Source organism: Ornithinibacillus gellani, assembly GCF_003730295.1.
Classification (GTDB): domain Bacteria; phylum Bacillota; class Bacilli; order Bacillales; family Amphibacillaceae; genus Ornithinibacillus_A; species Ornithinibacillus_A gellani.
This window is the reverse complement of sequence record NZ_QTSZ01000013.1, coordinates 1-25,575: the sequence shown is the minus strand read 5'-3', so window position 1 is coordinate 25,575 and position 25,575 is coordinate 1. Positions and strand designations below refer to the sequence as shown.

Sequence of the window (25,575 nt, the reverse complement as noted above, 5' to 3'; positions counted from 1 at the left end):
TTATTGACACGAAAGGAGGATATGTCATGCCTAAGGTAACATTATTTAAACAAGACGGTTCACAGGCTGGAGAATTGGAATTGAATGATTCCGTATTCGGCATTGAGCCAAACATTCATGTGCTGCACGAAGCAGTAGTGATGCAACAAGCGTCTCTACGCCAAGGTACACATGCAGTAAAAAATCGTTCTGAAGTACGTGGCGGCGGACGTAAGCCGTGGCGTCAAAAAGGAACAGGACGTGCGCGTCAAGGTTCCATTCGTTCACCACAATGGGTAGGTGGTGGCGTTGTCTTTGGACCGACTCCACGCAGCTACAGCTACAAGCTACCTAAGAAAGTACGTCGTTTAGCGCTTAAATCAGCACTTTCATCCAAGGTAAAAGAAGAAAACCTGGTTGTATTGGAAGGACTGGCATTTGATGCGCCTAAAACAAAGGACTTTGTTAACATGCTTGCAAGCTTGAACGTTGATGAAAAAGTATTGGTTGTAACAACAGATCATAACGAAAATGTTGCACGATCTGCTAACAATCTAAAGGCAGTTAAAGTAATCACTGTCGACCAAGTCAATGTTTTGGATTTGATGTCGCATGACAAGCTGATCCTTACGAAAGAGGCAGCTGAAAAAGCAGGGGAGGTGCTTTCATAATGAAAGATGCACGTGATGTTATTAAGCGCCCTGTCATTACAGAGAACTCTGCTGATTTGATGGCAGAAAAGAAATATACTTTCGAAGTAAACCCGAAAGCGAATAAAACAGAGATTAAAGATGCTGTTGAAGTCATCTTCGGTGTGAAGGTCGAAAAAGTAAACACAATGAACCTTAAAGGTAAATTTAAGCGGATGGGCCGTTATGGCGGATATAGATCCGATCGCAAGAAAGCAATCGTACAGCTTTCAGAAGACAGCAAAGACCTGGACTTCTTTGAAGGCTAAGAAAAATCGTAAGTGAAGGAGGGAAAAAAGATGGCGATTAAAAAATTCAGACCTACTTCAAATGGTCGTCGTAATATGTCTGTACTAGATTATGCAGAAATCACAACAGACAAACCAGAAAAATCCCTATTAAGCCCTTTGCATAGCCGCGGAGGTCGTAACAACCAAGGGAGAATCACTACTCGTCATCAAGGCGGTGGCCATAAGCGCCAGTACCGTATTATCGACTTTAAGCGCGATAAGGACGCAGTACCAGGACGTGTTGCAACTATCGAATACGATCCAAACCGCTCTGCAAATATTGCATTAATTCATTATGTTGATGGTGAAAAACGTTATATCCTAGCTCCAAAAGGCTTGCAGGTTGGTCAAATGATCGAATCTGGTACAGAAGCTGACATCAAGCTTGGAAATGCATTGCCACTAGGAAATATTCCAGTTGGTACAATTATTCATAACGTAGAATTGAAGCCTGGTAACGGTGGACAGCTTGCTCGTTCTGCTGGTGCTGAAGCACAAATTCTAGGACGTGAAGGAAAATATACACTTGTACGCCTTGCATCAGGTGAAGTTCGCTTGATTCTAACTACTTGCCGTGCAACAGTTGGTCAAGTTGGAAACATTGAACATGAGCTTGTACGCGTTGGTAAAGCAGGTCGCTCACGCTGGTTAGGTAAGCGCCCGGCAGTTCGTGGTTCTGCTATGAACCCAATCGATCACCCACACGGTGGAGGGGAAGGACGTTCTCCAATCGGACGTAAGTCTCCAATGTCACCATGGGGCAAACCAACTCTTGGTTACAAAACACGCAAGCGCAATAAACCATCCAATCAATATATCGTACGTGAACGTAAGAGATAATAAGAATTTAGGGCGGGCATCAAGCCCCGTCTCTCAATTGCGAAGGGAGGTTTATCCATGGGTCGTAGCTTAAAAAAGGGACCTTTTGCAGATGAACATCTATTGAAGAAGGTTGATAGCTTGAATGAGTCTGACAAGAAGAGAGTTGTTAAAACTTGGTCACGCCGTTCAACTATTTTTCCAACGTTTGTAGGACACACAATTGCAGTTCATGATGGACGTAAACACGTTCCAGTATATATCACCGAAGATATGGTAGGTCATAAACTAGGTGAATTCGCCCCAACCCGTACGTTTAAGGGTCATGCCGGCGATGATAAGAAAACAAAACGCTAATGAGAGGAGGCACTCCAAATGCAAGCTAAAGCCGTTGCGAAATCAGTTCGTATTGCTCCTCGTAAAGTCCGTCTTGTAATTGATTTAATTCGAGGAAAAAATGTTGGCGAAGCAGTTGCTATTCTGCGCAACACACAACGCAGTGCTTCTCCAGTCGTAGAAAAAGTTCTAAATTCCGCTATTGCAAATGCAGAGCATAACTACGAAATGGACACGGATAATCTAGTTGTTTCCGAAGCATTTGTAAATGAAGGTGCTACATTAAAACGTTTCCGTCCACGTGCACAAGGAAGCGCAAGTAAAATAAACAAACGCACGAGCCATATTACAGTTGTTGTAACAGAAAAGAAGGAGGGATAGTCAGTGGGTCAAAAAGTAAATCCAACCGGTCTTCGTGTCGGTATCATTAAGGATTGGGAATCCAAGTGGTATGCTGACAAAGACTATGCAGACTTGCTGCATGAAGATATCAAAATTAGAGAATATCTTGAGAACCGCTTGAGCACAGCTGCTGTTTCTTCTATCGAAATCGAACGTGCAGCAAACCGTGTAAACATTACTGTTCATACTGGTAAGCCAGGAATGGTAATTGGTAAAGGCGGATCTGAAGTTGAAGCATTACGTAAATCATTGAACAGCTTGACTGGCAAGCGAGTTCATATCAATATCGTTGAAATTAAGAAAGTCGATGTCAATGCAAAATTGGTTGCTGACAACATCGCACGTCAATTGGAAAACCGTATTTCATTCCGTCGTGCTCAAAAGCAAGCTATTCAACGTGCTATGCGTGGAGGAGCAAAAGGAATTAAGACACAGGTTTCCGGACGTCTAGGCGGAGCAGACATCGCTCGCGCGGAACATTATAGTGAAGGAACAGTACCACTACACACATTGCGTGCTGATATCGACTATGGTACAGCAGAAGCAGATACAACCTACGGAAAATTGGGCGTTAAAGTGTGGATCTACCGTGGAGAAGTCCTTCCAGCTAAACCTAAAAAATAAGGAAGGGGGCAACGCATTATGTTAATGCCTAAACGTGTTAAATATCGTAGACAACATAGAGGACGCATGAAAGGGCAAGCGAAAGGCGGCACAACTGTTGCATTTGGCGAATACGGCCTACAAGCAACAGAAGCAACTTGGATTACGAGTCGTCAGATTGAAGCTGCTCGTATTGCAATGACTCGTTATATGAAACGTGGCGGTAAGGTGTGGATTAAAATCTTCCCTGATAAGCCATATACTGCAAAACCCCTTGAAGTTCGAATGGGTTCCGGTAAAGGTGCTCCTGAAGGATGGGTTGCAGTAGTTAAACCTGGAAAGATTATGTTTGAAATCGCTGGAGTATCAGAAGAGGTTGCACGTGAAGCGCTGCGTCTTGCTTCTCATAAACTACCGATCAAAACTAAATTCGTAAAACGTGAAGAAATTGGTGGTGAAATCAATGAAGGCTAATGAAATCAGAGAACTAACCACTGCCGAAATTGAACAAAAAGCAAAAACACTTAAAGAAGAACTATTTAATTTGCGCTTCCAGCTAGCAACTGGCCAATTGGAAAACACCGCACGCATTCGTGAAGTGAAAAAATCCATTGCCCGTATGAAAACTGTTGTACGTCAACGTGAAAAAAGCGTAAATAACTAGAAACCGAGAGGAGGCTAGCCTCAAATGACTGAACGAAATAATCGTAAAGTATACACAGGCCGTGTTGTTTCGGATAAAATGGACAAAACCATCACTGTATTGGTTGAAACATACAAATTCCACAAGCTTTATGGCAAGCGTGTAAAATACTCTAAAAAGTTCAAGACTCATGATGAAAATAACCAAGCGAAAATCGGTGACGTTGTTCGCATCATGGAAACTCGTCCACTCTCAGCTACGAAGCGTTTCCGCCTTGTAGAAGTTGTGGAAGAAGCAGTAATTATATAATTAAAGTTCGCTCGGAAGGTATCCGAAGGGAGGTCTCAAGCGTATGATTCAACAAGAAAGTCGTTTAAAGGTCGCAGATAACTCAGGCGCACGTGAAGTGCTAACCATTAAAGTGCTGGGTGGATCTGGACGTAAAACTGCTAATATTGGTGATGTAATCGTCTGCTCAGTAAAACAAGCAACACCCGGTGGCGTTGTCAAAAAAGGTGAAGTAGTAAAAGCTGTCATCGTTCGCTCCAAGACTGGTGTTCGTCGTAAAGATGGTTCATATATTCGTTTTGATGAAAATGCTGCCGTAATTATTCGTGACGACAAAAGTCCAAGAGGTACTCGTATCTTTGGACCAGTTGCTAGAGAATTGCGTGACGCTAAATTTATGAAAATTGTTTCACTAGCACCAGAAGTATTGTAAGTAATGAAAAGCCTTGTAAGGAGGTGCGTCAAGCATGCATGTAAAAAAAGGTGATAAAGTCAAAGTAATTTCCGGAAAAGACCGTGGTAAGCAAGGGACTATTTTAGAAGCATATCCAAAGAAAGACCGCGTTTTAGTCGAAGGTGTAAACATGATTAAAAAACACGCGAAGCCTTCTCAGGATAACCCACAAGGTGGAATCCTAACTCAAGAGGCACCAGTACATGTTTCCAATGTAATGCCGATTGACCCTAAAACCGGTGAACCAACCCGTGTTGGATATGAAGTACGTGATGGAAAGAAAGTCCGTATCGCTAAAAAATCCGGTGAAGCTCTAGATAAATAATTTAGCGACGAAAGGAGGGCGACATGATGAATCAACTAAAACAAAAATATCAAGAAGAAGTTCTACCATCTCTGATGGAAAAATTCGAATATAAATCTGTTATGCAGGCTCCTGCAATCGAGAAAATCGTAATCAACATGGGTGTTGGTGACGCTGTACAAAACTCGAAAGCATTGGATAGTGCTGTAGAAGAACTATCATTAATTTCTGGACAAAAGCCAGTTGTTACTCGTGCGAAGAAGTCCATTGCTGGATTCCGTCTACGTGAAGGAATGCCAATTGGTGCAAAAGTTACCTTGCGTGGAGAGCGCATGTATGAGTTTTTGCAAAAGCTGATTGCAGTTTCACTTCCACGTGTTCGCGACTTCCGTGGGATTTCCAAAAAAGCATTTGACGGCCGTGGAAACTACACATTGGGCGTGAAAGAACAATTGATTTTCCCGGAAATTAATTATGATAAAGTAAGTAAAATTCGCGGTATGGACATTGTTATTGTAACAACATCCAACACAGACGAAGAAGCACGCGAACTGTTGGCTCAACTAGGCATGCCTTTCCAGAAATAAGCTCGGAGGGGTAGTTCAAGACCGCCCATCTCATGATGGACGATATTGTTTTGGATCAGCCTGGTCTATGTATCCGGATTGGATCCACTTGAGCTCGCTGCTTCAAACATGCGACATCATCTGATGGACATTGAACGTAGTACAAGAGCTAATACAAGGAGGGTAAATTGTGGCTAAAAAATCAATGATTGCGAAGCAAAAACGCCCACAAAAATTCAAAGTACGTGAATATACACGTTGTGAACGCTGTGGACGCCCGCATTCCGTAATTCGTAAATTTAAACTATGCCGTATTTGTTTCCGTGAACTTGCCTATAAAGGTCAAATTCCTGGTGTCAAAAAAGCAAGCTGGTAAACCCCGATTTGGGAAGGAGGTAATTATGAATGGTTATGACTGATCCTATCGCAGATATGCTAACTCGTATCCGCAATGCCAACATGGTTAAACATGAAAAGCTGGAGCTTCCAGCATCCAAAATTAAACAGGATATTGCTGATATTCTAAAACGTGAAGGTTTTGTTCGTGATTATGAATTCATTCAAGATAACAAGCAAGGTGTTCTGCGTATTTTCCTAAAATACGGTGCGAACAGCGAAAAAGTAATCACAGGAATTAAACGTATTAGTAAGCCTGGACTTCGCGTCTATGCAAAAGCAGATGAGGTGCCTCGCGTATTGAACGGTCTAGGTATCGCAATTGTTTCAACATCCAAAGGATTGCTTTCTGACAAAGAAGCACGTTCTCAGGCTGTTGGCGGCGAAGTACTTGCATACGTATGGTAATTAACATTTTTTGATGAGGAGGTGCATGTAATGTCTCGTATCGGACTTAAACCAATACAAATTCCAGAAGGTGTGGAAGTAAAGCTTGACGGCAACAAAGTTACCGTTAAAGGACCTAAAGGTGAATTATCCAGAACACTTCATCATGACATGAAGGTTGCTGTTAAAGATAATGAAGTCACAATTGAACGTCCAAGTGAACAGAAAGAGCATCGTTCCCTACATGGAACAACTCGCAGCCTGATCGCCAACATGGTTGAAGGAGTTCACAAGGGCTTTGAAAAACATCTAGAAATTATCGGTGTTGGTTATCGTGCACAAAAACAGGGAAATAAACTTGTAGTTAATGCAGGATATTCACATCCGGTTGAAATCGATCCAGATAAAGGCATCGAAATTGAAGTTCCAAAAAACACACAAATTATTGTAAAAGGTATCGATAAAGAAGCAGTTGGTGCAATTGCTGCCAACATTCGTGCTATCAGATCCCCAGAGCCATATAAAGGTAAAGGTATCCGTTATGCAAACGAATATGTACGCCGCAAGGAAGGTAAGACTGCTAAATAAGATTCGTTAGGGAGCAGAAAGGAGTGACCTAGATGATCACAAAGCCTGACAGAAATATTGCACGTAAGAGAAGACATGCACGTGTACGTAAAAACCTTTTCGGAACACAAGAGCGTCCTCGTCTAAACGTGTTTCGTTCCAATAAACACATTTATGCACAGCTAATTGATGACACAAATGGTGTTACATTGGCGAGCGCATCCACACAGGATAAAGATTTGTCAGTTGAGTCTACTGGTACAGTTGAAGCTGCGAAGCAGGTCGGAGAATTGATCGCTAAGCGTGCAGCAGACAAAGGCTATAAATCAATCGTATTTGATCGTGGAGGCTACATTTATCATGGACGTGTGAAAGCATTGGCAGATGCAGCCCGTGAAGCAGGTCTTGAATTTTAATCGATAAAGGAGGGACATAATGAATACCAACATTGATGCGAATAAATTAGAACTAGAAGAACGTGTTGTAACAGTTAACCGCGTAGCTAAAGTTGTAAAAGGTGGACGTCGTTTCCGCTTTGCTGCTTTGGTTGTTGTAGGTGATAAAAACGGTCATGTAGGCTTTGGAACAGGTAAAGCTCTAGAAGTACCGGAAGCAATTAAAAAAGCAATTGATGATGCAAAGAAAAATATGATCGAAGTGCCGATTGTTGGAACTACTATTCCACATGAAATTCATGGTCGCTTTGGCTCAGGCAACGTATTGATGAAGCCAGCTGCAGAAGGTACTGGAGTTATCTCCGGTGGTCCGGTTCGTGCGGTATTAGAGCTTGCTGGTGTAGGTGACATCCTTACAAAATCACTAGGATCCAACACACCAATCAATATGATTCGTGCTACATTGAACGGTCTGACAAATCTAAAGCGTGCTGAAGAGGTAGCTAAGCTACGAGGCAAATCTGTAGAAGAACTGTTAGGATAAGGAGGGATATACTATGTCTAAAAAATTAGAAATCACCCTCAAGCGCAGTGTTATTGGCTCTAAAGATGGTCAACGCAAAACTGTTCAAGCACTGGGACTTAAAAAAATCCGTCAAACCGTAGTATGTGAGGATACACCAGTTGTTCGCGGTATGATCAATAAAGTATCTCACCTAGTATCGGTAGAGGAAGTTTAAATACACATTAGCGTAAAGAGGAGGTGCTCGCATGAAACTTCATGAGTTGAAATCAGCGGAAGGTAGCCGTAAGTCACGTAATCGTGTCGGACGTGGAACATCATCTGGTAACGGAAAAACTTCAGGCCGTGGACATAAAGGACAAAAAGCACGCTCAGGCGGCGGTACTCGTCCAGGATTTGAAGGGGGTCAAACACCTCTATTCCAACGTTTACCAAAACGTGGATTTACGAATATTAACCGTAAAGAATATGCTGTTGTAAATCTGGATAAATTAAATCAATTTGAAGACGGCACAGAAATCACCCCAGAGCTATTACTTGAAACAGGTGTCGTAAGCAACCAAAAAGCAGGTATTAAAGTACTTGGTAATGGTTCTATCGAAAATAAATATACCGTAAAAGCTCATAAATTTTCTGCTTCTGCAAAGGAAGCAATTGAAGCAGCAGGCGGTAAAGCTGAGGTGATTTAATGTTCCGTACAATCTCCAATTTTATGCGCGTAGGTGATATTAGACGGAAGATTATTTTCACGCTGTTGATGCTGATTGTATTCCGTCTAGGCACATTTATTCCAGTGCCGTTCACTGATAAACAAGCAATTGACTTTATGAACCAACAAAATGTTTTTGGCTTTTTAAATACATTTGGTGGTGGGGCATTACAGAACTTCTCTATCTTTGCGATGGGAATTATGCCTTACATTACAGCATCTATTATCATGCAGCTATTGCAGATGGATGTTGTGCCAAAGTTTGCTGAGTGGAAGAAGCAGGGAGAAATGGGCCGTAAAAAGCTAGCCCAAGTAACCCGTTATGGTACAGTTGTACTCGCATTTGTTCAAGCAATTGCCATGTCCATTGGTTTTAACGCCATGGCTGGTGGTCAACTTATTGCGAATCCAAGCTTTACGAAGTTTCTTGTAATAGCAATTGTGTTAACGAGTGGAACAACATTTTTAATGTGGTTGGGTGAACAGATCACTGCAAATGGAGTTGGAAACGGAATTTCCATTTTAATTTTTGCAGGTATCGTTGCAGCAATTCCAAATGGTGTCAAGCAGCTGTACGTCACTTATTTTGATAACCCAGGTGATGCACTGTTCTTGAACATTGTTATTGTCGCATTGATTGTATTGGTAGTTATCGCAGTAACTGTTGGTGTTATCTTCATTCAACAAGCATTGCGTAAAATTCCAGTTCAATATGCAAAAAAATTAGTGAATCGTTCTCCAGTTGGTGGGCATTCCACGCATTTACCATTAAAAGTAAACGCAGCAGGAGTTATTCCGGTCATCTTCGCGATTGCATTTATTGTTGCACCGCGTACAGTTGCTGGATTCTTCGAAGGGAATAGCGTTGCATCAACAATTGAAATGATTTTTGACTATACACAACCAATTGGTATGGTCATTTATGTAGCGCTCATTATTGCATTTACGTATTTCTATACATTTGTTCAGGTTAACCCGGAACAGATGGCTGAAAATTTACAAAAACAAGGTGGCTACATTCCGGGAATTCGTCCTGGAAAGAATACAGAAACTTACTTAACACGTGTCATGTATCGATTGACATTTGTTGGCTCGATCTTCCTAGCAGCTGTGTCTGTACTTCCGATTGTTTTAGGGAAACTTGCAGATCTACCACAAGCAGTACAAATCGGCGGCACAAGCCTGTTGATTGTTGTAGGGGTAGCATTACAGACAATGAAGCAGCTTGAAAGCCAGCTAGTGAAGCGACACTATAAAGGTTTTATCAAGTAAGACACCTGCTGCCAATGAGAGCGAGGGGAATGGCTTGAATTTAATTTTGATGGGTCTACCTGGTGCTGGCAAAGGCACGCAGGCAGAGAAGATTAATGAAGAATATAACATCCCTCATATTTCAACTGGAGACATGTTCCGGTTGGCAATTAAAGAGGGAACACCGCTTGGAAAAAAAGCGAAGGAATTCATGGATCAAGGTGCACTTGTTCCTGACGAGGTCACAATCGGAATTGTTAAGGAAAGACTGAGCAAGGACGATTGCAAGCAAGGATTTCTATTAGATGGATTTCCACGGACGATTGCCCAGGCTGAAGCATTAGATGAATTGTTATCTGAGCTGGGCACTTCCATTGACCATGTCATTCATGTCGATGTTCCGGAAAATGTTTTGGTGGATCGCTTGACAGGACGCCGTGTGTGTCCAACTTGTGGAGCAACCTACCATGTCATGTATAACCCACCGAAGCAAGAAGGAATTTGCGATCGCGATGGCTCCAAGCTAATCCAGCGAGATGACGATACAGCAGAAACCGTTAAAAATCGTTTAGCTGTTAATATCGAACAAAGTCAGCCGCTGCTTGATTTTTACCAGAACAAAGGATATCTCGTTACGGTCGATGGGAACAAGGACATTGACGTAGTGTTTAAAGATATTCAATCCAAAATTGAAAATTAAGCATTGCAAATGTATGTCCAGCATGGATTAGATGCATTTCCATGAATAAAAAGTTATAATGAATGTCGTAGTGTTTACAGTATGGTGTGACACAAACAAAGCTGTGAAAACAAGTAGCCTTTTAAGAAGGCATGCAAATTATAGCCTAAGTGAAGGTGATCGTTGTTGAGCGAAGAGGATTCCATTCCGCGAATAGGTCAAGTTGTTCGTATTAAACAAGGACGTGAAGCAGGACAATACGCCATCATTTTGAAAATAGTTGATGAACGTTATGTTTTGTTAGCGGACGGGGAAAAACGAAAATATGATCGACCGAAGAAAAAGAATCTTAACCATATGGAAATCATGGATTACATTTCCCCAGAAGTCCAAGACAGCCTTCTAAAAACTGGTCGTGTCACAAATGGTAAATTACGATTTGCTATAGCTAAATTTGTTGATGAGGTTGTGACTGATGATTTAAAGAAGGGAGATCCACACGATGGCGAAAGAAGATGTAATTGAAGTTGAAGGTACCGTAACAGAAACATTGCCTAACGCAATGTTTAATGTAGAGCTTGAAAATGGCCATACGGTCTTAGCACATGTATCTGGTAAAATTCGTATGCACTTTATCCGCATTTTACCGGGTGACAAAGTAACGGTAGAGCTTTCCCCATATGATTTAACACGGGGAAGAATCACATATCGTTATAAATAAGCGAAAGAGCTCCGATATAAAAGGAGGTATAGATGATGAAGGTTAGAGCATCTGTAAAACCAATTTGTGAAAAATGTAAGATTATCAAACGAAAAGGTAAAGTTATGGTGATTTGTGAAAATCCCAAGCATAAACAAAAACAAGGTTAAATTCCAAGGAGGTGCAACACACACATGGCACGTATTGCAGGTATAGATATTCCACGTGATAAGCGTGTAGTAATTTCCCTCACATACATTTATGGAATTGGAAAAACTACTGCACAGAAGATTCTTCAAGAAGCAGGTGTTTCTGAAGATACTCGTGTACGTGATTTAACAGAGGATGAACTAGGTAAAATCCGTAAAGCAGTTGATGCTTACACAATCGAAGGGGATCTTCGTCGTGAAGTTTCTTTAAACATCAAGCGCTTGGTTGAAATCGGATCTTACAGAGGCGTTCGTCATCGTCGTGGTTTACCAGTTCGCGGACAGAAGACGAAGAACAACTCCCGTACGCGTAAAGGTCCACGTCACGCTATCGCAGGCAAGAAAAAGTAAGTAAAGGAGGTAAACTAAATTATGGCACGTACTAAATCCAATACACGTAAACGTCGTGTGAAAAAGAATATTGATACTGGAGTGGCACATATCCGCTCTACGTTTAACAATACAATTGTGACCATTACAGATGTACAGGGCAACGTAATCGGCTGGAGTTCTTCTGGCGCACTAGGATTCAAAGGCTCTCGTAAATCTACTCCATTTGCTGCACAGATGGCTGCTGAAACAGCTGCTAAATCAGCAACGGATAATGGCATGAAAACTTTAGAAGTAACCGTAAAAGGTCCTGGTGCAGGTCGTGAAGCTGCAATTCGTTCTTTACAGGCTGCAGGCTTGGAAATTACAGCAATTCGTGATTTGACTCCAGTCCCACACAACGGTTGCCGCCCACCAAAACGTCGTCGTGTATAATTTTAGCGTATAGAATTTGTCACCCTGTCTATAATGGGTTATGATGGCTTAAAGTATATGGGTACAGCGTTTTAACCTTTGTTCTAAAGTGATTTGATTAAAGGCAAATGCATGACATCTTCATTATTTGATGAAGACCGTTGCGTTCATCTGAAAAAACCTTACTAGACAGCAATGTTAAGACAAAAGGTACGAAAGATTGACAATAGCGCAGAAACGCCAACTGCCTATTTGGGGAATTTCGGTTAGACAGGGAGTCTAACCGGGGTTTCGACGTTTTAAAGGAGGGCTTGATGGAATGATTGAAATTGAAAAACCAAAAATTGAAACGGTAGAGATAAGTGATGATGCCACATTTGGCAAATTTGTGGTAGAACCACTTGAACGTGGATATGGTACAACTCTTGGAAACTCCTTGCGTCGTATCCTTCTGTCCTCACTTCCAGGGGCTGCGGTAACATCTGTTCAAATCGAAGGGGCACTTCATGAGTTTTCAACAATCGACGGGGTTGTTGAGGATGTCACAACAATCATTTTGAACCTTAAAAAACTAGCATTAAAGATATACTCCGATGAAGAGAAAACATTGGAGCTCGATGCCCAGGGAGAAGGAACAGTGACAGCTGCTGACTTGACCTATGACAGTGACGTGGAGGTTTTGAATCCAGAACTTCCAATTGCGACATTGAACAGCAAGGGCAGCCTACACATGAAAATAACTGCAGAACGCGGCCGTGGCTATCGTCCAGCTGATGAAAATAAGCATGAAGATCAGCCAATCGGTGTGATTCCAGTTGATTCTATTTTCACCCCTGTATCACGTGTGACCTATCAAGTAGAAAATACTCGTGTCGGTCAAAGCGCCAACTATGACAAATTAACTTTGGACGTATGGACTGATGGAAGCATCCGTCCAGAGGAAGCAGTTTCTCTGGGTGCAAAAGTCTATACCGAGCATCTAAATATTTTTGTGAGTTTAACAGATGAAGCACAAAATGTCGAGATTATGGTTGAGAAAGAAGAAGACCAAAAAGAAAAGGTTATGGAAATGACCATCGAAGAACTCGATTTATCTGTTCGCTCCTATAACTGCTTGAAGCGTGCTGGAATTAATACAGTACAAGAGCTTTCAAATAAAACAGAAGAAGATATGATGAAAGTCCGTAATCTGGGACGAAAATCCCTGGAGGAAGTCAAAGCGAAGCTCGATGATTTGGGCTTGAGTCTGCGCAAGGATGATTAATCGATTAAAACAATGACACCTTTAGATTTTCGAGAAAGGGAGGGATAGTCCATGGCTAGAAAATTAGGACGTACAACGGATGCCCGCATGGCACTACTTCGCAATCTTGCATCTGATTTAATTATTCATGAACGGATTGAAACTACAGAAGCAAAAGCGAAGGACCTAAGATCCGTAGTAGAAAAAATGATTACACTTGGCAAGCGTGGGGATATTCATGCTCGTCGTCAAGCTGCAGCATTTTTATATAACCAAAAAGCAAATGAAAACGAAACAGTTATTCAAAAACTTTTCGATGACGTTGCAAAGCGCTACGAGGATCGACAAGGTGGTTATACACGCGTTCTTAAACTTGGTGAACGTCAGGGTGACGGCGCTAAAATGGCAATCATTGAATTAGTTTAATGATAACAGACGCGTTAAGGGCAGGACTGAATCTCTTCCACGAGGTGAATCCAGGCCCTTTTTTGCTATTTATAGATAAAAGGGAACGGGTCGTGCAAGTGGCGACCCTCCCCGCATGCCGGGGCGCAACTTTTTATACATATATTGTACGTCTGCCCAGGTGTATGGTGCAGAGAGGAGAATGATTCATGCGAGAAGCCTTAGTAGAGTTTAGAAATGTATCCTTTCGATATGGAGAAGACCAGCCCTGGGTATTGAAACAAGTATCTTTTACCATCTATAAGAACGAATGGATTGCGATTATTGGTCATAATGGTTCCGGTAAATCGACAATTGCAAAGCTGATGAACGGTCTGCTGTTTCCACAGGAAGGCACCATTCTTATTAATAATGTACCGGTGAACGAAGAAACGATTTGGGACATTCGTAAAGAGGTAGGCATGGTATTTCAAAATCCGGATAACCAGTTCGTTGGCACAACTGTCCAGGACGATGTTGCCTTTGGTATGGAAAACCGTGGTATCCCTAGAGAAGAAATGGTAAAGCGTATTGATGAGACATTAACAGCTGTTGGCATGGAAAGCTATCGTTTAACAGAGCCGCATCGATTATCTGGTGGGCAAAAACAACGTGTCGCGATTGCTAGTGTACTCGCTATATCACCTGAATTATTGATCTTGGATGAGGCTACTGCAATGCTGGATCCAAAAGGAAGAATGGAAATCATGCAAACCGTTTCCAATGTAAGAGAACGATTGCAGCTTACCTTATTAACAATTACCCATGATCTGCAAGAGGTTGTACAAGCAGAACGTGTCATTGTCATGAACGAGGGTGAAAAGTGGAAAGAAGCATCTCCAAGGGAAATTTTTGCGGAAAAGAAGGAATTACAACGCATTGGCTTAGATGTACCGTTTATCGCTACGTTAGCAGAAGAGCTGAAACAGCAAGGTATGCCAATTACAAATGAGCCATTGAATCATGAGGAGCTACTGGAGGACCTATGGACATTACATTCAAAAATGTGAGCTATATTTATCAACAAAACACCCCATTTGCTCATCGGGCAATTGATAACATCTCCTTTCATATTCCATCAGGAACCTTTGTCGCCATTATTGGCCATACAGGTTCAGGCAAGTCTACTTTATTGCAGCATTTGAATGGATTGGTCCGCCCTAGTGAAGGTGAAGTGAAGATTGGTGATTTTCTTCTAAGTCATGAACATAAGCCAAAAAACTTAATGGAGCTGCGCAGTCGTGTCGGAGTTGTGTTCCAATATCCGGAGCATCAACTATTTGAAGAAACAGTGGCAAAGGATATTGCCTTTGGCCCGGAAAACTTCGGTGTCGAACAAGCAGAAATAGAGCAGCGGATAAAAGAAATTGTCCCAGCCGTTGGACTGTCAGAAGCATTACTTGCGCGTTCCCCATTTGAACTAAGTGGCGGTCAAATGCGCCGGGCAGCCATAGCTGGTGTACTCGCAGTAAAACCGGAAATCCTTGTCTTAGACGAGCCTACTGCAGGTTTGGACCCACGTGGCCAAAAAGAAATCATGGACATGTTCTATGATTTGCATCAGCAGCAGAAGCTTACCACTGTGCTTGTCACACACAGCATGGAGGATGCTGTGAAATATGCCGACCATGTCATTATTTTAAATAAAGGTACCAAATATATGGAAGGTAAGCCAGAAGAAGTCTTTATTCAGCAGGAAGCATTGAATCAAGTGCAGCTTGATATGCCGGAAATGATTCAATTCATGCAAGCCTTCCAAGCACGGTTTGGCACAGAAATACCTTTTATGCGCCAAACCGTGGAGGATCTAGCTGTACAAATCCAAGAGGCGCTGAAAGGGGTGGACGTACATGAATAACGCGTTCATCATTGGTCAGTATGTCCCGGGCAATTCATTGGTACATCGATTAGATCCAAGAACAAAAATTACCGTGATTTTCTTTTTTGTCTTTATCGTATTTTTTGCGAACTCATTAGCTAGCTATAGCATTTTAACTGCTTTTTCTTTAGCAAGTATGCTTACAACCCGTATACCAGTGCGTTATATACTAAAGGGCTTAACACCGGTCTGGTTTTTAATCATCTTTACTTTTACCTTGCATATCTTTGTTACAAAGCAGGGGACGGTGTTGGTGGAGATTTTTAATCTGAAAATATATTCAGGTGGTGTGATTCAAGGGTTCGCTATTTCTATGCGGTTTTTCTTGCTTATCTTGGTTACTTCTTTACTCACGTTAACGACCACACCAATTGAAATTACAGACGCAATTGAGGATATGCTGCACCCATTGAAAAAAATTAAGTTTCCCGTTCATGAGCTTGCACTCATGATGTCGATATCCTTGCGTTTTATCCCAACACTGATGCAGGAAACGGATAAAATTTCGAAAGCACAAGCATCACGAGGTGTTGATTTTAAAACAGGTTCGATTAAGGATCGTGTCAAAGCAGTTGTACCGTTGCTCGTACCTTTATTTGTCAGTGCCTTTAAACGGGCTGAGGAATTGGCCATGGCAATGGAAGCAAGGGGATATCGCGGTGGTGAGGGAAGAACGAAGCTGCGCGAGCTAAAAATCATGAAGCTGGATATCGCTATTTTTATTTTATTTGCAGCTGTTGCAGCAGGATTATTTTTAACACGTGTTTACTAGGTTAGGAGCTATAGGATGGCAAAGTATAAATGTATGCTCAGCTATGATGGTACCCATTTTTCCGGTTTTCAAATCCAAACGAATAAACGTACCATCCAAGGAGAATTAGAACAAGCACTTGCGAAGATTCATAAGGGTAGCCCGATTCGTATACATCCTTCCGGTAGAACGGATACAGGTGTTCACGCGTTGGAGCAAACCATTCATTTTGAATCACCATTGGAGCTATCCTCCTACAATTGGTGCCAAGCGATGAATACGCTGCTTCCTGACGATATTGTCGTGAAACAGGTAGTTTCGGTGCCAGATAGCTTTCACGCTCGATATGATGCGGAAACGAAAGAATATCGCTATTATGTTTGGAATGAGAAGGAAATAGATGTATTTAAGCGGAATTATGCCTATCAGTTTCGTTATCCGCTTGATGTCGCAGCGATGCAGGAGGCGTGTCATTATTTTAAAGGCACACATGATTTTACAACCTTTTCATCAGCCAAAGCAACGATCCGCGGCAGTAAAACCCGTACCTTGCATCATGTTGCCTGTCATCAACAGGAAAGCCAAATAGAATTTATATTTCATGGGAGCGGATTTTTGTATAATATGGTCCGAATTATCGTCGGAACGCTCCTGGATATTGGACAGGGAAAACGCAAGGCCGTCGATATTCCTTGGCTATTGGAGCAAAAGGATCGCCGCCTATTAGGGATGACCGTTCCACCGCAAGGTCTATACTTATGGAAAGTAACCTATGGACAGGCGGAACCTCATAACCCGGATACTTTGGATAGCTGAACTATTAAATCACCTTGAAAGAGACCTTAGGAGGTGCTGTATATTCTACGTGTCCTATGTTTCATTTTCGTATCGTTGCTTGCTGCATGTACCAGTATGGAAGAAGACGAACGGGAGCAGGAAGCATTACAAATGGCAGAAGAATTCATAGAACTGCACTATACCGTCTCGGATTATCAAGAAATGGACAAAATGGAATATAGCCTGGAATTGCTGGAGAAAATGGAGCCCTATGTAACAGAAGCAGAATTAACAAAGCTGAAAAAGGAAAGGGAAGAGATGTATCCGCTCGATTTAGCGAAGCGGTTAAAATATAATATCCATGTAGAGCAGGTTGATTTTCAAACGACTACAGAAACAAATCATGGGCAAACACTGGAGCTTTCCTTTGAATTAGGATTAAACTTTTCGGATCATCCAAGTAAGCCGGATCAAAGCCTGGATATGAAGGGCGAAATGACATTCGAGGATTGGAATGGGGAATGGAAAATTTCCCGATATTGGGTACAAGAAATCGACCCAAATGATTTGGAATAACGTCTAACGAAAGCTTTAAAGGGATGAAGGATGTTGTTTTTCAGGATACAAGATATGCCTGTCCAATTCCATTGAATTTCCGGGAAAAACATCTGGCAACCCCTTGACAATTACCCCTAATTTGGTATATGATGATTTATGGCTTTTTATTTCTAATACCACGATTAGCCCCGAAACTAATTGTGTTAGAATAACGGATTAGCAACTTAAAACAATGAAATTTTGAAATAACGGAGGGAAATAATCATGCGCACAACTTTCATGGCGAATGAAGCGAATATTGAACGCAAATGGCTTGTTGTGGATGCAGAAGGTCAACGTCTTGGACGCTTGTCAAGCGAGGTTGCAGCAATTCTTCGCGGTAAGCATAAGCCGACTTATACACCACATGCAGACACTGGTGATAATGTAATCATTATCAATGCAGACAAGATTGAACTAACAGGAAACAAATTGCAGGACAAAATGTACTACAAACACTCTAACCACCCAGGTGGATTAAAAGAAACAAATGCTGCGGAAATGCTTGCAAAATATCCAGAGCGTATGCTAGAACAAGCTATCAAAGGCATGCTTCCTAAAGGTCCATTGGGCCGTAAAATGGGCAAGAAATTGCATGTTTACACTGGATCCGATCATAAGCATCAGGCACAAAAACCAGAAGTTTACGAGCTTCGTGGATAATTAAAGGGAGGTTAATCAATTGGCACAAGTACAATACTATGGCACTGGCCGTCGCAAACGTTCAACTGCACGTGTTCGTCTCGTTCCAGGAACAGGCGTTATCACAATCAATGGCCGTGAAGCCAAAGAATATTTTCCATATGAAACACAATTGCTTATTTTAAACCAACCACTAGTAACTACTGAAACACAAGGAACATACGATGTTTTGGTAAATGTACACGGTGGTGGATACACTGGTCAAGCTGGCGCAATCCGTCACGGTATCGCCCGTGCATTGCTGGAAGCAAACCCAGAATTCCGTGCATCTTTGAAGCGTGAAGGATTCCTTACACGTGACGCAAGAGCGAAAGAACGTAAGAAATACGGTCTTAAAGGCGCTCGTCGTGCACCACAGTTCTCAAAACGTTAATAAATCAACACTTGCAAATCCCTCAACCACCTATGGTTGGGGGATTTTACTGTATATACGGTGCTTTAAAAACAGGAGAAAATTCACACGTAGCATACACGGAACATACAAGTAGCAGACAAATAATTTAGAGAAAAAGAAGCTGTGATTTTGAAATTAAGTTTGATACAATTACATTGATAAGATGGATTGGGATAGTGCAACAAACGGGCCATTTTGTCGAAGAGAGTTTTTACGTATTTATGTAGAAGAATCGGATTACGTACCCCGATTCTTCTTTTTATTTTCATTCAACTATTCGCTTGAATGATAAACGTAAAATGGTTACACTATATTCAAGTGTAGGCTTGAATGAAAAAGGAGTGAGAAAATGAATAAAGATTCTTGTGAAATTTATTGTTATGACGAAGAAAAAGTTAATCGAATACAAGGAGAACTAGAAAAAGAAGACATTTTTAGTGTTGCCCAATTATTTAAGGCTATTGCTGATGAAAATAGGGCAAAAATTACCTTTGCTTTGTATAAAGGTGAAGAGTTATGTGTTTGTGATATAGCAAATATTATTGGTGTCACGGTTGCAAATGCTTCCCACCACTTACGCACACTCCATAAGCAAGGAGTTGTAAAATTTAGAAAAGAAGGGAAATTAGCATTTTATTCGCTTGATGATGAGCATGTTGAACAGTTATTTGTTATCGGATTAACGCATATGAAAGAGGTGCAAGTAAATGTCTGATCAACAAGCTAAATTATCTGAACAAGAAATGAAAACATATCGCGTTCAAGGATTTACCTGTGCAAACTGTGCAGGGAAATTTGAGAATAATGTAAAACAGCTTTCTGGCGTTGAGGATGCAACAGTAAATTTTGGTGCTTCTAAAATTTCTGTCTACGGTCATGCAACAATTGAAGAACTAGAAAAAGCCGGTGCATTTGAGAATCTTAAAGTAACTCCTGAAAAGTCTGCCCACAATGTTTCGCAAGAGGCAACTGATGATACGAAAGAAGAAAAAGTTCCATTTTATAAAAAGTATAGTATACTGCTTTATTCAACTTCGTTCCTTGTTTTCGGTTATCTCTCTTACTTTGTAAATGGAGAAGAGAATCTTCTTACAACCCTATTATTTTTAGCATCAATGGTGGTAGGTGGATTGTCGCTTTTTAAAGTAGGTTTGCAAAACTTATTACGCTTTGAATTTGACATGAGAACCCTTATGACAGTAGCTGTTATAGGTGGAGCCATTATTGGTGAATGGGGTGAAGTTGCTCTTGTTGTCATTCTCTTTGCTATCAGTGAAGAGCTTGAACGATTCTCCATGGATCGGGCAAGAAATTCGATTCGTTCTCTTATGGGTATCGCCCCTAAAGAAGCACTCGTTAGACGTAATGGGCAAGAAATAATGATTCATGTCGATGATATTGCTGTTGGGGATATCATGATTGTAAAGCCTGGTGAAAAGATTGCGATGGATGGTGTAGTCGTAAATGGCTACTCTGCTGTCAACCAAGCAGCGATTACAGGTGAATCAGTACCCGTTGGAAAAACGGTTGATGATGAAGTATTTGCAGGTACTTTAAACGAAGAAGGATTACTTGAAGTAAAAATAACAAAACTTGTAGAAGATACAACAATTTCTAAAATTATTCATCTTGTAGAGGAAGCACAAGGAGAACGTGCTCCAGCGCAAGCATTTGTCGATAAATTCGCGAAATATTACACACCGATCATTATGATCATTGCAGCATTAGTCGTTGTAGCCCCTCCTTTACTCTTTGGTGGCAGTTGGGAAACATGGATCTATCAAGGATTAGCTGTTCTAGTTGTTGGTTGTCCTTGTGCGTTGGTCATATCGACTCCGATTTCTATCGTTTCAGCAATTGGGAATGCTGCGAAAAAAGGTGTTCTTATTAAAGGTGGGGTGTATTTAGAAGAAATGGGTGCCTTAAAGGCAATCGCATTCGATAAAACAGGGACATTAACAAAAGGTGTTCCAGTTGTAACTGATTTTACTGTATTAAATAATCAAATGAATGAAAAAGAATTATTGGCAATCATCACTGCATTAGAATATCGTTCCCAGCATCCTCTTGCTTCGGCCATCATGAAAAAAGCAGAAGAAGAAAATATTTCATATTCTGATATGGTTGTTGAGGATTTCTCTTCTATTACAGGTAAGGGAATCAAAGGTATTGTAAACGGAATGACTTATTACATCGGTAGCCCGAAACTCTTTAAAGAATTGTTGACTACTAATTTCGATAAAGACCTAGAACAAAACGTTACTACTCTTCAAAACCAAGGTAAAACAGCCATGATTATTGGAACTGAAAAAGAAATTCTTGGAATTATTGCAGTTGCTGATGAAGTTCGTGAATCAAGTAAGGAAATTATTCAAAAGTTACATCAACTTGGCATTAAAAAGACTATTATGCTCACAGGTGATAACAAAGGTACTGCGAATACAATAGGCAGTGATGTTGGGGTATCTGATATCCGAGCTAATCTGATGCCTCAGGACAAATTAGACTATATAAAACAATTAAGATCCGAATACGGAAACGTAGCTATGGTAGGAGATGGTGTCAATGATGCACCTGCATTGGCGGCCTCAACAGTGGGTATTGCAATGGGTGGAGCTGGTACAGACACGGCTTTGGAAACAGCAGACGTCGCTTTAATGGGAGACAATTTGAGAAAACTTCCGTTCACTGTAAAACTTAGTCGAAAAGCTTTAAATATAATTAAAGCTAACATTACTTTTGCAATTGCTATTAAATTTATTGCCTTATTACTAGTCATTCCGGGCTGGTTAACACTTTGGATTGCTATTCTCTCGGATATGGGTGCAACTCTTTTAGTAGCACTAAATGGTTTAAGGCTTATGCGCGTGGATGAAAATGAATAGGTTTAAGAGGTTTAAAACAGAACAATAAAGTCACGCTTGCGAATAACTTTTTAGTATATCTATATAGGGGTGCATAATTTAAGGGCTTTTCAATTTGAAGAAAAAGTCCTTATCCCAAAGCAAATCATGTAAGATAAACAATCGGTTTTCCGCAATCGGGCGCGTTTGTTGCAGGTCAACAGTAGAAAATGTTCAAACTTTATTCCAAAGCTACACTGGGTGATTATGAACAAGCTGAATTATTAAAACGATTTGTTTCAGAAGAATTAGAACCAGGAAATGTGCCCAGTAATATTAACTTTGATGAGGCTTTTGAAAACTGGAAAAAGAAACAGTTGCACAATGAGATTTATCAAGTTTCATCTGAGTGGGGTATTAATGATGTCATACTGGAAAAAGCAGTTGAGGCATATTCTGTTGCAAAACCAGATGAGATTCCGTATATTGATGATGATTTAACAAATAGTATCGACTTTGCGTCGATTGAAGATCCTAAGACTAGTAACTTACTCGAACACAACATAGCTTTATCGAAAGAATTACCAGAAATCGTTTCTAAATTGAAAAAGAAATATAAAAAAATTTAAACTTTTATTTAAGCTGCTTGTTAAGCATATGTATTTTATCCCTCTAGGGTTAGGTGAGAGGTTCAGGAAGATGTAGAGATTCTATTTAAGGAAAGTAACAATAATTAACAAATATACAATCCATTAGGAACCCACAACACCATTGAATTAACACCATTTCGCAATTTAGAAAAGCACAAAAAACAACACAAGACACCGGCCAATGATGTTATGTATGATAAATGAGAGAATCCAATAATTAGTTATCCATTTAACTATTTTATAAAACTTGTGGATAATTCCACGTAACATACAAGTAGTATACAAAAGTGCCTGCAAGCCTTGATTTTACTGCCTCCCTCAGTTCTCAAAACGTTAATTTTATATTTTCGTTTATCAAACCCTTTCTCACTTTGGTGGGAGAGGGTTTTGTGTTTAAAGTGAGAATTTATAATGGAATTATTAGTAACATCTTATAGATTCAATAGGAATTGACCCTCATTTGAGTATATGAGAAAGGAATTGATTGGTGATACTAATATATACAGACTAGGTGCTTGTTTTTAGTCATCTCAGTATTATGATAATATGGAATTAAATATAAAAAAGTGTTCAACAATCAGACCAGATAGTCTAATAAAATTAATACAAAAATAATTAAAGAATGGGATTAATATGGAGTTAAAAGTTATCGGAAAAATTAGGACAAATAATTTTAATGATGAGCATGTCATGCAAAAGATTACAGATATGTGGAAAAATGCATCAAATGTTTTACCTGATAAAAATGAGAATGTATATGGTTTATATCACGAATATGAATCTGATTATAAAGGGGATTATACGCTGTGTGTTGCGGTTGAGGACAGAGATAAATCGTCCATAGCCATTCCCGATGATACGAAATACGAAGTTTTCAAAGTTAATACCAATGATGAACAAGGTATTTTTAATACATGGAATGAAATATGGAAAAAGGAAGATGAAAATCAGTTAAATAGGGCATATACTTATGATTTTGAAAAATATTATCCAGATGGAAATATTGATATTTATATTGCTGTAAAGAAAAAGTAAGTCTATTCAAGAATTGGGTGCGATTGTTGAATAAAAAGTTAAGCATTTTACTTACAATCATCTTTATAATGATGCAGAAAGATGGAAGCCAAAAGAATATGAGTCCAACTACATCCTTACCTATTCATTTAAAATAAATGAAGATATTGATACAACTGGATTTGCCTAGACTGACTATCCATAAATCCTAGTCTGCTAAAACCAAAACGATAATCTTATATTATCGTATATCAACCCCCTTTCTTGCTTGGCTAGGAGAGGATTTTTCTGTTAAACGTGAGAAGTTATATGGGGGAATCATAAGTTATAGGTTCGATGGAAATTGACATCGACCATGATATGTAGAAATAATTGATCAATATATTTTTTCATCATTTTTATATTGTAATAGTATGAAAATAAGCATGAATAATTGTTTGATAAACATGAAAAAATATTTGAAATGAAAAGGTGTAAAAGGTGATAACAAATCAACAATTGGTACAAAGTAATTTTGAAGAAAAAATAAAAGTATTTACTCATGCAGTTGGTGGAGAGTTTAATAGTGACGAGACTTTTTCCATAGCAAATACAGGAGTTCCTACTGATACGTTTAATACGATATTGGTAAAGTCCAGAAAAATTAAAGATTCATTCAAATTTAAGCAAAAGCTCGATTTTTTTATTGAGAAGCGATATCCTTTTAGCGTTTGGATGGATGCCCGCCATATGAATGCAAATTGGGTAAACATTTTGCAAAAATATAATTTAAAAGAAGCAGAACGTAATGTGATGATGAAACGTGAAAATACACTTCATGTAGGTGAAAGAATCTCCAATCAACTTACCATTACCCAAATAAAAAGCAATGAAGAGCTTTTAAAATATGTAGATGTATTTATAAGCCTGTTTGAAGGATCAACAGAACAAGATGCATTAGATAATTATTTTAATAAGTTTTCGCAAATAAAATTAGGATCAAACGTACAAATGTTTGTTGGATGCATAGATGATATGGCTGTAACTACCGGTTTATTAATAGAAAGCAAGGATAGCTACGGGATTTATGATGTGATGACAAAAGAAACAGTGAGAGGTAAAGGATATGGTAGTGAAATGTTTCAATTTCTCTTAAGCCAAACAAAAGATAAACAAAAACCAGTCGTATTACAGGCTTCAGACAAAGGAGAAAATATCTATAAGCAATTTGGATTTACCGGTGTTGGAGAAATTGTTGTATTTGAATAAGTACTCCTCTAAATTAAGTTAACGGATACGATTTTTTTAATCAAAGCTCAGTATCTAACTAACCACTATTTGTATTGATGCAAAAAGATGGAAGTCAAACGGAGATGAGTCCATTTACATCCGCATCTATCCAATTTAATTAATTGAAAATATTGATATAACAGGATTCAGATGGATAGACTATCCATAAATTGAAGCCCGATAAAACTCAAAACGTTAATTGTATATTACCGTTTATCAAACCCTTTCTCACTTTGGAGGGAGAGGGTTTTTGTGTTTTAAAGTGAGAAACTATACAACATAGAGATTTTAGTCATTTTAGTATTGTGATAATATAAAATTAGACATCAAAAAGCGTTATTCCACTTTAATTTATCAATCACAATAAATCGTTGCAATGACATAGCAATTGGATAAAAAGTATTTCTTTTTCCTTTTCCGCTCTCCTAATTGTAATCTCCTACTGTGTCCGTAGAGTATTGACGTATTATCGCTTATGTAAAGTCTTCGTTCTTCGGATATAAAGGCAAAGTCAAGTGGATAAGAGTGCGTAATAAAGCAAATAACGCTTTAAAGCACTCTAATTTATTGGGTTTTACTCATTACATTTACGAATTACTTGATAGCTGTCGCTACTTATGCCACTTGTCATTAATCGATGCGGAGATTGATCGAGATGGAAACCATGTACGTATCGAACAAATTATTTGTGAAGCTTAGAAGGGTGTAAATTATATGATAAAAGGTCCAAAAAATGGAGCAGAAAATGCTTCTCTATTTATTGGACGTGATGACCGTGAAGTATTCTTTGTTATGTGTTTAAATACGAAGAATCATGTTGTAGCGGTTCATCGTTGTCATATTGGTTCGTTAATTGTTTCCATAGTACATCCACGTGAGGTGTTTAAATCAGCGATACTTAATAATGCAGCAAGAAGTTATTGTTGCGCATCAGCATCCAAGTCGTGATATTTTAAACATAGTATCCTAAACTAGAGTACTCTAAGTACTCGAAGTTTAGGATTTTTTAATTACAGTGCTTTAACTATTAAATATATAAGGGTATTATTAATAGTAGTTAAAGTATTTAAAGGTGGTGG

The 25,575-nt window shown here is 39.7% G+C and carries 40 protein-coding genes and 1 pseudogene; all 41 read left to right on the top strand.

The window, feature by feature from the left end:
* Window positions 1-26 precede the first annotated feature (26 nt).
* Window positions 27-650: a 50S ribosomal protein L4 gene (rplD, locus tag DX933_RS03190; RefSeq protein ID WP_123315039.1), complete on the top strand. Its 624-nt coding sequence runs from the start codon at window positions 27-29 to the stop codon at window positions 648-650.
* The gene (gene rplW / locus DX933_RS03185) at window positions 650-937 is read left to right on the top strand and encodes a 50S ribosomal protein L23 (protein ID WP_123315038.1); all 288 of its coding nucleotides are present in this window, start codon (window positions 650-652) and stop codon (window positions 935-937) included. The genes rplD and rplW overlap by 1 nt, the downstream gene beginning before the upstream one ends.
* 30 nt (window positions 938-967) lie before the next feature.
* Window positions 968-1,798, top strand: coding sequence for a 50S ribosomal protein L2 (gene rplB / locus DX933_RS03180; RefSeq protein ID WP_123315037.1), 831 nt, complete (start codon window positions 968-970; stop codon window positions 1,796-1,798).
* Window positions 1,799-1,855: 57 nt separating this feature from the next.
* Window positions 1,856-2,134, top strand: coding sequence for a 30S ribosomal protein S19 (rpsS, locus tag DX933_RS03175; protein ID WP_123315036.1), 279 nt, complete (start codon window positions 1,856-1,858; stop codon window positions 2,132-2,134).
* Between the two features lie 18 nt (window positions 2,135-2,152).
* Entirely contained in the window at window positions 2,153-2,494 is a 342-nt protein-coding gene (gene rplV / locus DX933_RS03170; protein WP_123315035.1) for a 50S ribosomal protein L22, read from the top strand.
* A 3-nt stretch (window positions 2,495-2,497) separates the two neighbouring features.
* A complete protein-coding gene (gene rpsC / locus DX933_RS03165; RefSeq protein WP_123315034.1) occupies window positions 2,498-3,139 on the top strand; it encodes a 30S ribosomal protein S3 in 642 nt (213 codons plus the stop codon).
* 18 nt (window positions 3,140-3,157) lie between these two features.
* A complete protein-coding gene (rplP, locus tag DX933_RS03160) occupies window positions 3,158-3,592 on the top strand; it encodes a 50S ribosomal protein L16 (protein ID WP_123315033.1) in 435 nt (144 codons plus the stop codon).
* Window positions 3,582-3,782, top strand: a complete 201-nt coding sequence (rpmC, locus tag DX933_RS03155) for a 50S ribosomal protein L29 (protein ID WP_123315032.1) — start codon at window positions 3,582-3,584, stop codon at window positions 3,780-3,782. The genes rplP and rpmC overlap by 11 nt, the downstream gene beginning before the upstream one ends.
* A 24-nt stretch (window positions 3,783-3,806) precedes the next feature.
* Window positions 3,807-4,070 (top strand): 30S ribosomal protein S17, encoded by a 264-nt coding sequence (gene rpsQ / locus DX933_RS03150; RefSeq protein ID WP_123315031.1) that lies wholly within the window; start codon window positions 3,807-3,809, stop codon window positions 4,068-4,070.
* Between the two features lie 43 nt (window positions 4,071-4,113).
* Entirely contained in the window at window positions 4,114-4,482 is a 369-nt protein-coding gene (gene rplN / locus DX933_RS03145; RefSeq protein WP_123315030.1) for a 50S ribosomal protein L14, read from the top strand.
* A gap of 34 nt (window positions 4,483-4,516) precedes the next feature.
* Window positions 4,517-4,828, top strand: coding sequence for a 50S ribosomal protein L24 (rplX, locus tag DX933_RS03140; protein ID WP_123315029.1), 312 nt, complete (start codon window positions 4,517-4,519; stop codon window positions 4,826-4,828).
* Window positions 4,829-4,854: 26 nt separating this feature from the next.
* Window positions 4,855-5,394 carry a 50S ribosomal protein L5 gene (gene rplE / locus DX933_RS03135; RefSeq protein ID WP_123315028.1) on the top strand — a complete coding sequence of 180 codons (540 nt, stop codon included), beginning with the start codon at window positions 4,855-4,857 and terminating at the stop codon, window positions 5,392-5,394.
* Between the two features lie 169 nt (window positions 5,395-5,563).
* Window positions 5,564-5,749: a type Z 30S ribosomal protein S14 gene (locus tag DX933_RS03130; RefSeq protein WP_077324032.1), complete on the top strand. Its 186-nt coding sequence runs from the start codon at window positions 5,564-5,566 to the stop codon at window positions 5,747-5,749.
* 29 nt (window positions 5,750-5,778) lie between these two features.
* Window positions 5,779-6,177: a 30S ribosomal protein S8 gene (gene rpsH, locus DX933_RS03125; protein WP_123315027.1), complete on the top strand. Its 399-nt coding sequence runs from the start codon at window positions 5,779-5,781 to the stop codon at window positions 6,175-6,177.
* Between the two features lie 30 nt (window positions 6,178-6,207).
* Window positions 6,208-6,744: a 50S ribosomal protein L6 gene (gene rplF, locus DX933_RS03120; protein ID WP_123315026.1), complete on the top strand. Its 537-nt coding sequence runs from the start codon at window positions 6,208-6,210 to the stop codon at window positions 6,742-6,744.
* A gap of 32 nt (window positions 6,745-6,776) precedes the next feature.
* Window positions 6,777-7,139, top strand: a complete 363-nt coding sequence (rplR, locus tag DX933_RS03115) for a 50S ribosomal protein L18 (protein WP_123315025.1) — start codon at window positions 6,777-6,779, stop codon at window positions 7,137-7,139.
* 19 nt (window positions 7,140-7,158) lie between these two features.
* Window positions 7,159-7,662, top strand: coding sequence for a 30S ribosomal protein S5 (rpsE, locus tag DX933_RS03110; RefSeq protein ID WP_123315024.1), 504 nt, complete (start codon window positions 7,159-7,161; stop codon window positions 7,660-7,662).
* Window positions 7,663-7,675: 13 nt separating this feature from the next.
* On the top strand, window positions 7,676-7,858 hold the full coding sequence (gene rpmD / locus DX933_RS03105; RefSeq protein WP_123315023.1) for a 50S ribosomal protein L30: 183 nt from the start codon (window positions 7,676-7,678) through the stop codon (window positions 7,856-7,858).
* A 31-nt stretch (window positions 7,859-7,889) separates the two neighbouring features.
* Window positions 7,890-8,330 carry a 50S ribosomal protein L15 gene (gene rplO, locus DX933_RS03100; protein ID WP_123315022.1) on the top strand — a complete coding sequence of 147 codons (441 nt, stop codon included), beginning with the start codon at window positions 7,890-7,892 and terminating at the stop codon, window positions 8,328-8,330.
* Complete coding sequence (gene secY / locus DX933_RS03095) at window positions 8,330-9,622, top strand: preprotein translocase subunit SecY (protein WP_123315021.1); 1,293 nt, start codon at window positions 8,330-8,332, stop codon at window positions 9,620-9,622. The genes rplO and secY overlap by 1 nt, the downstream gene beginning before the upstream one ends.
* A 34-nt stretch (window positions 9,623-9,656) precedes the next feature.
* Window positions 9,657-10,301 carry an adenylate kinase gene (locus DX933_RS03090; protein ID WP_123315020.1) on the top strand — a complete coding sequence of 215 codons (645 nt, stop codon included), beginning with the start codon at window positions 9,657-9,659 and terminating at the stop codon, window positions 10,299-10,301.
* 165 nt (window positions 10,302-10,466) lie between these two features.
* Window positions 10,467-10,805 (top strand): KOW domain-containing RNA-binding protein, encoded by a 339-nt coding sequence (locus tag DX933_RS03085; protein WP_123315019.1) that lies wholly within the window; start codon window positions 10,467-10,469, stop codon window positions 10,803-10,805.
* Window positions 10,783-11,001, top strand: a complete 219-nt coding sequence (gene infA / locus DX933_RS03080; protein WP_123315018.1) for a translation initiation factor IF-1 — start codon at window positions 10,783-10,785, stop codon at window positions 10,999-11,001. The genes DX933_RS03085 and infA overlap by 23 nt, the downstream gene beginning before the upstream one ends.
* A 35-nt stretch (window positions 11,002-11,036) precedes the next feature.
* Window positions 11,037-11,150, top strand: coding sequence for a 50S ribosomal protein L36 (gene rpmJ, locus DX933_RS03075; RefSeq protein ID WP_029267374.1), 114 nt, complete (start codon window positions 11,037-11,039; stop codon window positions 11,148-11,150).
* A 24-nt stretch (window positions 11,151-11,174) separates the two neighbouring features.
* Window positions 11,175-11,540 (top strand): 30S ribosomal protein S13, encoded by a 366-nt coding sequence (gene rpsM / locus DX933_RS03070; protein ID WP_123315017.1) that lies wholly within the window; start codon window positions 11,175-11,177, stop codon window positions 11,538-11,540.
* A 21-nt stretch (window positions 11,541-11,561) separates the two neighbouring features.
* Window positions 11,562-11,954 carry a 30S ribosomal protein S11 gene (gene rpsK / locus DX933_RS03065; RefSeq protein WP_123315016.1) on the top strand — a complete coding sequence of 131 codons (393 nt, stop codon included), beginning with the start codon at window positions 11,562-11,564 and terminating at the stop codon, window positions 11,952-11,954.
* 298 nt (window positions 11,955-12,252) lie between these two features.
* Window positions 12,253-13,197: a DNA-directed RNA polymerase subunit alpha gene (locus tag DX933_RS03060; RefSeq protein WP_123315015.1), complete on the top strand. Its 945-nt coding sequence runs from the start codon at window positions 12,253-12,255 to the stop codon at window positions 13,195-13,197.
* 51 nt (window positions 13,198-13,248) lie between these two features.
* Window positions 13,249-13,602 carry a 50S ribosomal protein L17 gene (rplQ, locus tag DX933_RS03055; RefSeq protein WP_123315014.1) on the top strand — a complete coding sequence of 118 codons (354 nt, stop codon included), beginning with the start codon at window positions 13,249-13,251 and terminating at the stop codon, window positions 13,600-13,602.
* A 188-nt stretch (window positions 13,603-13,790) separates the two neighbouring features.
* Window positions 13,791-14,630, top strand: coding sequence for an energy-coupling factor ABC transporter ATP-binding protein (locus DX933_RS03050; protein ID WP_123315013.1), 840 nt, complete (start codon window positions 13,791-13,793; stop codon window positions 14,628-14,630).
* Window positions 14,606-15,478, top strand: coding sequence for an energy-coupling factor ABC transporter ATP-binding protein (locus tag DX933_RS03045; RefSeq protein ID WP_123315012.1), 873 nt, complete (start codon window positions 14,606-14,608; stop codon window positions 15,476-15,478). Before DX933_RS03050 ends, DX933_RS03045 begins: the two co-directional genes overlap by 25 nt.
* Window positions 15,471-16,271 (top strand): energy-coupling factor transporter transmembrane component T family protein, encoded by an 801-nt coding sequence (locus DX933_RS03040; RefSeq protein WP_123315011.1) that lies wholly within the window; start codon window positions 15,471-15,473, stop codon window positions 16,269-16,271. The genes DX933_RS03045 and DX933_RS03040 overlap by 8 nt, the downstream gene beginning before the upstream one ends.
* Window positions 16,272-16,286: 15 nt before the next feature.
* Window positions 16,287-17,066 carry a tRNA pseudouridine(38-40) synthase TruA gene (gene truA, locus DX933_RS03035; RefSeq protein ID WP_123315010.1) on the top strand — a complete coding sequence of 260 codons (780 nt, stop codon included), beginning with the start codon at window positions 16,287-16,289 and terminating at the stop codon, window positions 17,064-17,066.
* A 33-nt stretch (window positions 17,067-17,099) separates the two neighbouring features.
* Window positions 17,100-17,603, top strand: coding sequence for a hypothetical protein (locus tag DX933_RS03030; RefSeq protein WP_123315009.1), 504 nt, complete (start codon window positions 17,100-17,102; stop codon window positions 17,601-17,603).
* A gap of 246 nt (window positions 17,604-17,849) precedes the next feature.
* Complete coding sequence (gene rplM, locus DX933_RS03025) at window positions 17,850-18,287, top strand: 50S ribosomal protein L13 (protein ID WP_123315008.1); 438 nt, start codon at window positions 17,850-17,852, stop codon at window positions 18,285-18,287.
* Window positions 18,288-18,306: 19 nt separating this feature from the next.
* Window positions 18,307-18,699 (top strand): 30S ribosomal protein S9, encoded by a 393-nt coding sequence (rpsI, locus tag DX933_RS03020; protein WP_123315007.1) that lies wholly within the window; start codon window positions 18,307-18,309, stop codon window positions 18,697-18,699.
* A gap of 370 nt (window positions 18,700-19,069) precedes the next feature.
* Window positions 19,070-19,435 (top strand): ArsR/SmtB family transcription factor, encoded by a 366-nt coding sequence (locus DX933_RS03015; protein WP_123315006.1) that lies wholly within the window; start codon window positions 19,070-19,072, stop codon window positions 19,433-19,435.
* Window positions 19,428-21,605 (top strand): heavy metal translocating P-type ATPase, encoded by a 2,178-nt coding sequence (locus tag DX933_RS03010; RefSeq protein WP_123315005.1) that lies wholly within the window; start codon window positions 19,428-19,430, stop codon window positions 21,603-21,605. Before DX933_RS03015 ends, DX933_RS03010 begins: the two co-directional genes overlap by 8 nt.
* A gap of 188 nt (window positions 21,606-21,793) precedes the next feature.
* Window positions 21,794-22,192: a hypothetical protein gene (locus DX933_RS03005; RefSeq protein WP_190279390.1), complete on the top strand. Its 399-nt coding sequence runs from the start codon at window positions 21,794-21,796 to the stop codon at window positions 22,190-22,192.
* Between the two features lie 654 nt (window positions 22,193-22,846).
* A complete protein-coding gene (locus DX933_RS03000) occupies window positions 22,847-23,248 on the top strand; it encodes a GyrI-like domain-containing protein (RefSeq protein ID WP_123315004.1) in 402 nt (133 codons plus the stop codon).
* A gap of 459 nt (window positions 23,249-23,707) precedes the next feature.
* On the top strand, window positions 23,708-24,475 hold the full coding sequence (locus DX933_RS02995) for a GNAT family N-acetyltransferase (protein ID WP_123315003.1): 768 nt from the start codon (window positions 23,708-23,710) through the stop codon (window positions 24,473-24,475).
* 702 nt (window positions 24,476-25,177) lie between these two features.
* Window positions 25,178-25,448: pseudogene (locus DX933_RS02990) on the top strand (JAB domain-containing protein); the annotation flags it as partial.
* Between the last annotated feature and the right edge of the window lie 127 nt (window positions 25,449-25,575).

Coding starts and splice junctions, on each gene's coding strand:
- rplD (WP_123315039.1), top strand. CDS start 27: ATGCCTAAGGTAACATTATTTAAACAAGACGGTTCACAGGCTGGAGAA.
- rplW (WP_123315038.1), top strand. CDS start 650: ATGAAAGATGCACGTGATGTTATTAAGCGCCCTGTCATTACAGAGAAC.
- rplB (WP_123315037.1), top strand. CDS start 968: ATGGCGATTAAAAAATTCAGACCTACTTCAAATGGTCGTCGTAATATG.
- rpsS (WP_123315036.1), top strand. CDS start 1,856: ATGGGTCGTAGCTTAAAAAAGGGACCTTTTGCAGATGAACATCTATTG.
- rplV (WP_123315035.1), top strand. CDS start 2,153: ATGCAAGCTAAAGCCGTTGCGAAATCAGTTCGTATTGCTCCTCGTAAA.
- rplP (WP_123315033.1), top strand. CDS start 3,158: ATGTTAATGCCTAAACGTGTTAAATATCGTAGACAACATAGAGGACGC.
- rpmC (WP_123315032.1), top strand. CDS start 3,582: ATGAAGGCTAATGAAATCAGAGAACTAACCACTGCCGAAATTGAACAA.
- rpsQ (WP_123315031.1), top strand. CDS start 3,807: ATGACTGAACGAAATAATCGTAAAGTATACACAGGCCGTGTTGTTTCG.
- rplN (WP_123315030.1), top strand. CDS start 4,114: ATGATTCAACAAGAAAGTCGTTTAAAGGTCGCAGATAACTCAGGCGCA.
- rplX (WP_123315029.1), top strand. CDS start 4,517: ATGCATGTAAAAAAAGGTGATAAAGTCAAAGTAATTTCCGGAAAAGAC.
- rplE (WP_123315028.1), top strand. CDS start 4,855: ATGAATCAACTAAAACAAAAATATCAAGAAGAAGTTCTACCATCTCTG.
- rpsH (WP_123315027.1), top strand. CDS start 5,779: ATGGTTATGACTGATCCTATCGCAGATATGCTAACTCGTATCCGCAAT.
- rplF (WP_123315026.1), top strand. CDS start 6,208: ATGTCTCGTATCGGACTTAAACCAATACAAATTCCAGAAGGTGTGGAA.
- rplR (WP_123315025.1), top strand. CDS start 6,777: ATGATCACAAAGCCTGACAGAAATATTGCACGTAAGAGAAGACATGCA.
- rpsE (WP_123315024.1), top strand. CDS start 7,159: ATGAATACCAACATTGATGCGAATAAATTAGAACTAGAAGAACGTGTT.
- rpmD (WP_123315023.1), top strand. CDS start 7,676: ATGTCTAAAAAATTAGAAATCACCCTCAAGCGCAGTGTTATTGGCTCT.
- rplO (WP_123315022.1), top strand. CDS start 7,890: ATGAAACTTCATGAGTTGAAATCAGCGGAAGGTAGCCGTAAGTCACGT.
- secY (WP_123315021.1), top strand. CDS start 8,330: ATGTTCCGTACAATCTCCAATTTTATGCGCGTAGGTGATATTAGACGG.
- infA (WP_123315018.1), top strand. CDS start 10,783: ATGGCGAAAGAAGATGTAATTGAAGTTGAAGGTACCGTAACAGAAACA.
- rpmJ (WP_029267374.1), top strand. CDS start 11,037: ATGAAGGTTAGAGCATCTGTAAAACCAATTTGTGAAAAATGTAAGATT.
- rpsM (WP_123315017.1), top strand. CDS start 11,175: ATGGCACGTATTGCAGGTATAGATATTCCACGTGATAAGCGTGTAGTA.
- rpsK (WP_123315016.1), top strand. CDS start 11,562: ATGGCACGTACTAAATCCAATACACGTAAACGTCGTGTGAAAAAGAAT.
- DX933_RS03060 (WP_123315015.1), top strand. CDS start 12,253: ATGATTGAAATTGAAAAACCAAAAATTGAAACGGTAGAGATAAGTGAT.
- rplQ (WP_123315014.1), top strand. CDS start 13,249: ATGGCTAGAAAATTAGGACGTACAACGGATGCCCGCATGGCACTACTT.
- DX933_RS03050 (WP_123315013.1), top strand. CDS start 13,791: ATGCGAGAAGCCTTAGTAGAGTTTAGAAATGTATCCTTTCGATATGGA.
- DX933_RS03045 (WP_123315012.1), top strand. CDS start 14,606: ATGGACATTACATTCAAAAATGTGAGCTATATTTATCAACAAAACACC.
- DX933_RS03040 (WP_123315011.1), top strand. CDS start 15,471: ATGAATAACGCGTTCATCATTGGTCAGTATGTCCCGGGCAATTCATTG.
- truA (WP_123315010.1), top strand. CDS start 16,287: ATGGCAAAGTATAAATGTATGCTCAGCTATGATGGTACCCATTTTTCC.
- rplM (WP_123315008.1), top strand. CDS start 17,850: ATGCGCACAACTTTCATGGCGAATGAAGCGAATATTGAACGCAAATGG.
- DX933_RS03015 (WP_123315006.1), top strand. CDS start 19,070: ATGAATAAAGATTCTTGTGAAATTTATTGTTATGACGAAGAAAAAGTT.
- DX933_RS03010 (WP_123315005.1), top strand. CDS start 19,428: ATGTCTGATCAACAAGCTAAATTATCTGAACAAGAAATGAAAACATAT.
- DX933_RS03005 (WP_190279390.1), top strand. CDS start 21,794: ATGTTCAAACTTTATTCCAAAGCTACACTGGGTGATTATGAACAAGCT.
- DX933_RS03000 (WP_123315004.1), top strand. CDS start 22,847: ATGGAGTTAAAAGTTATCGGAAAAATTAGGACAAATAATTTTAATGAT.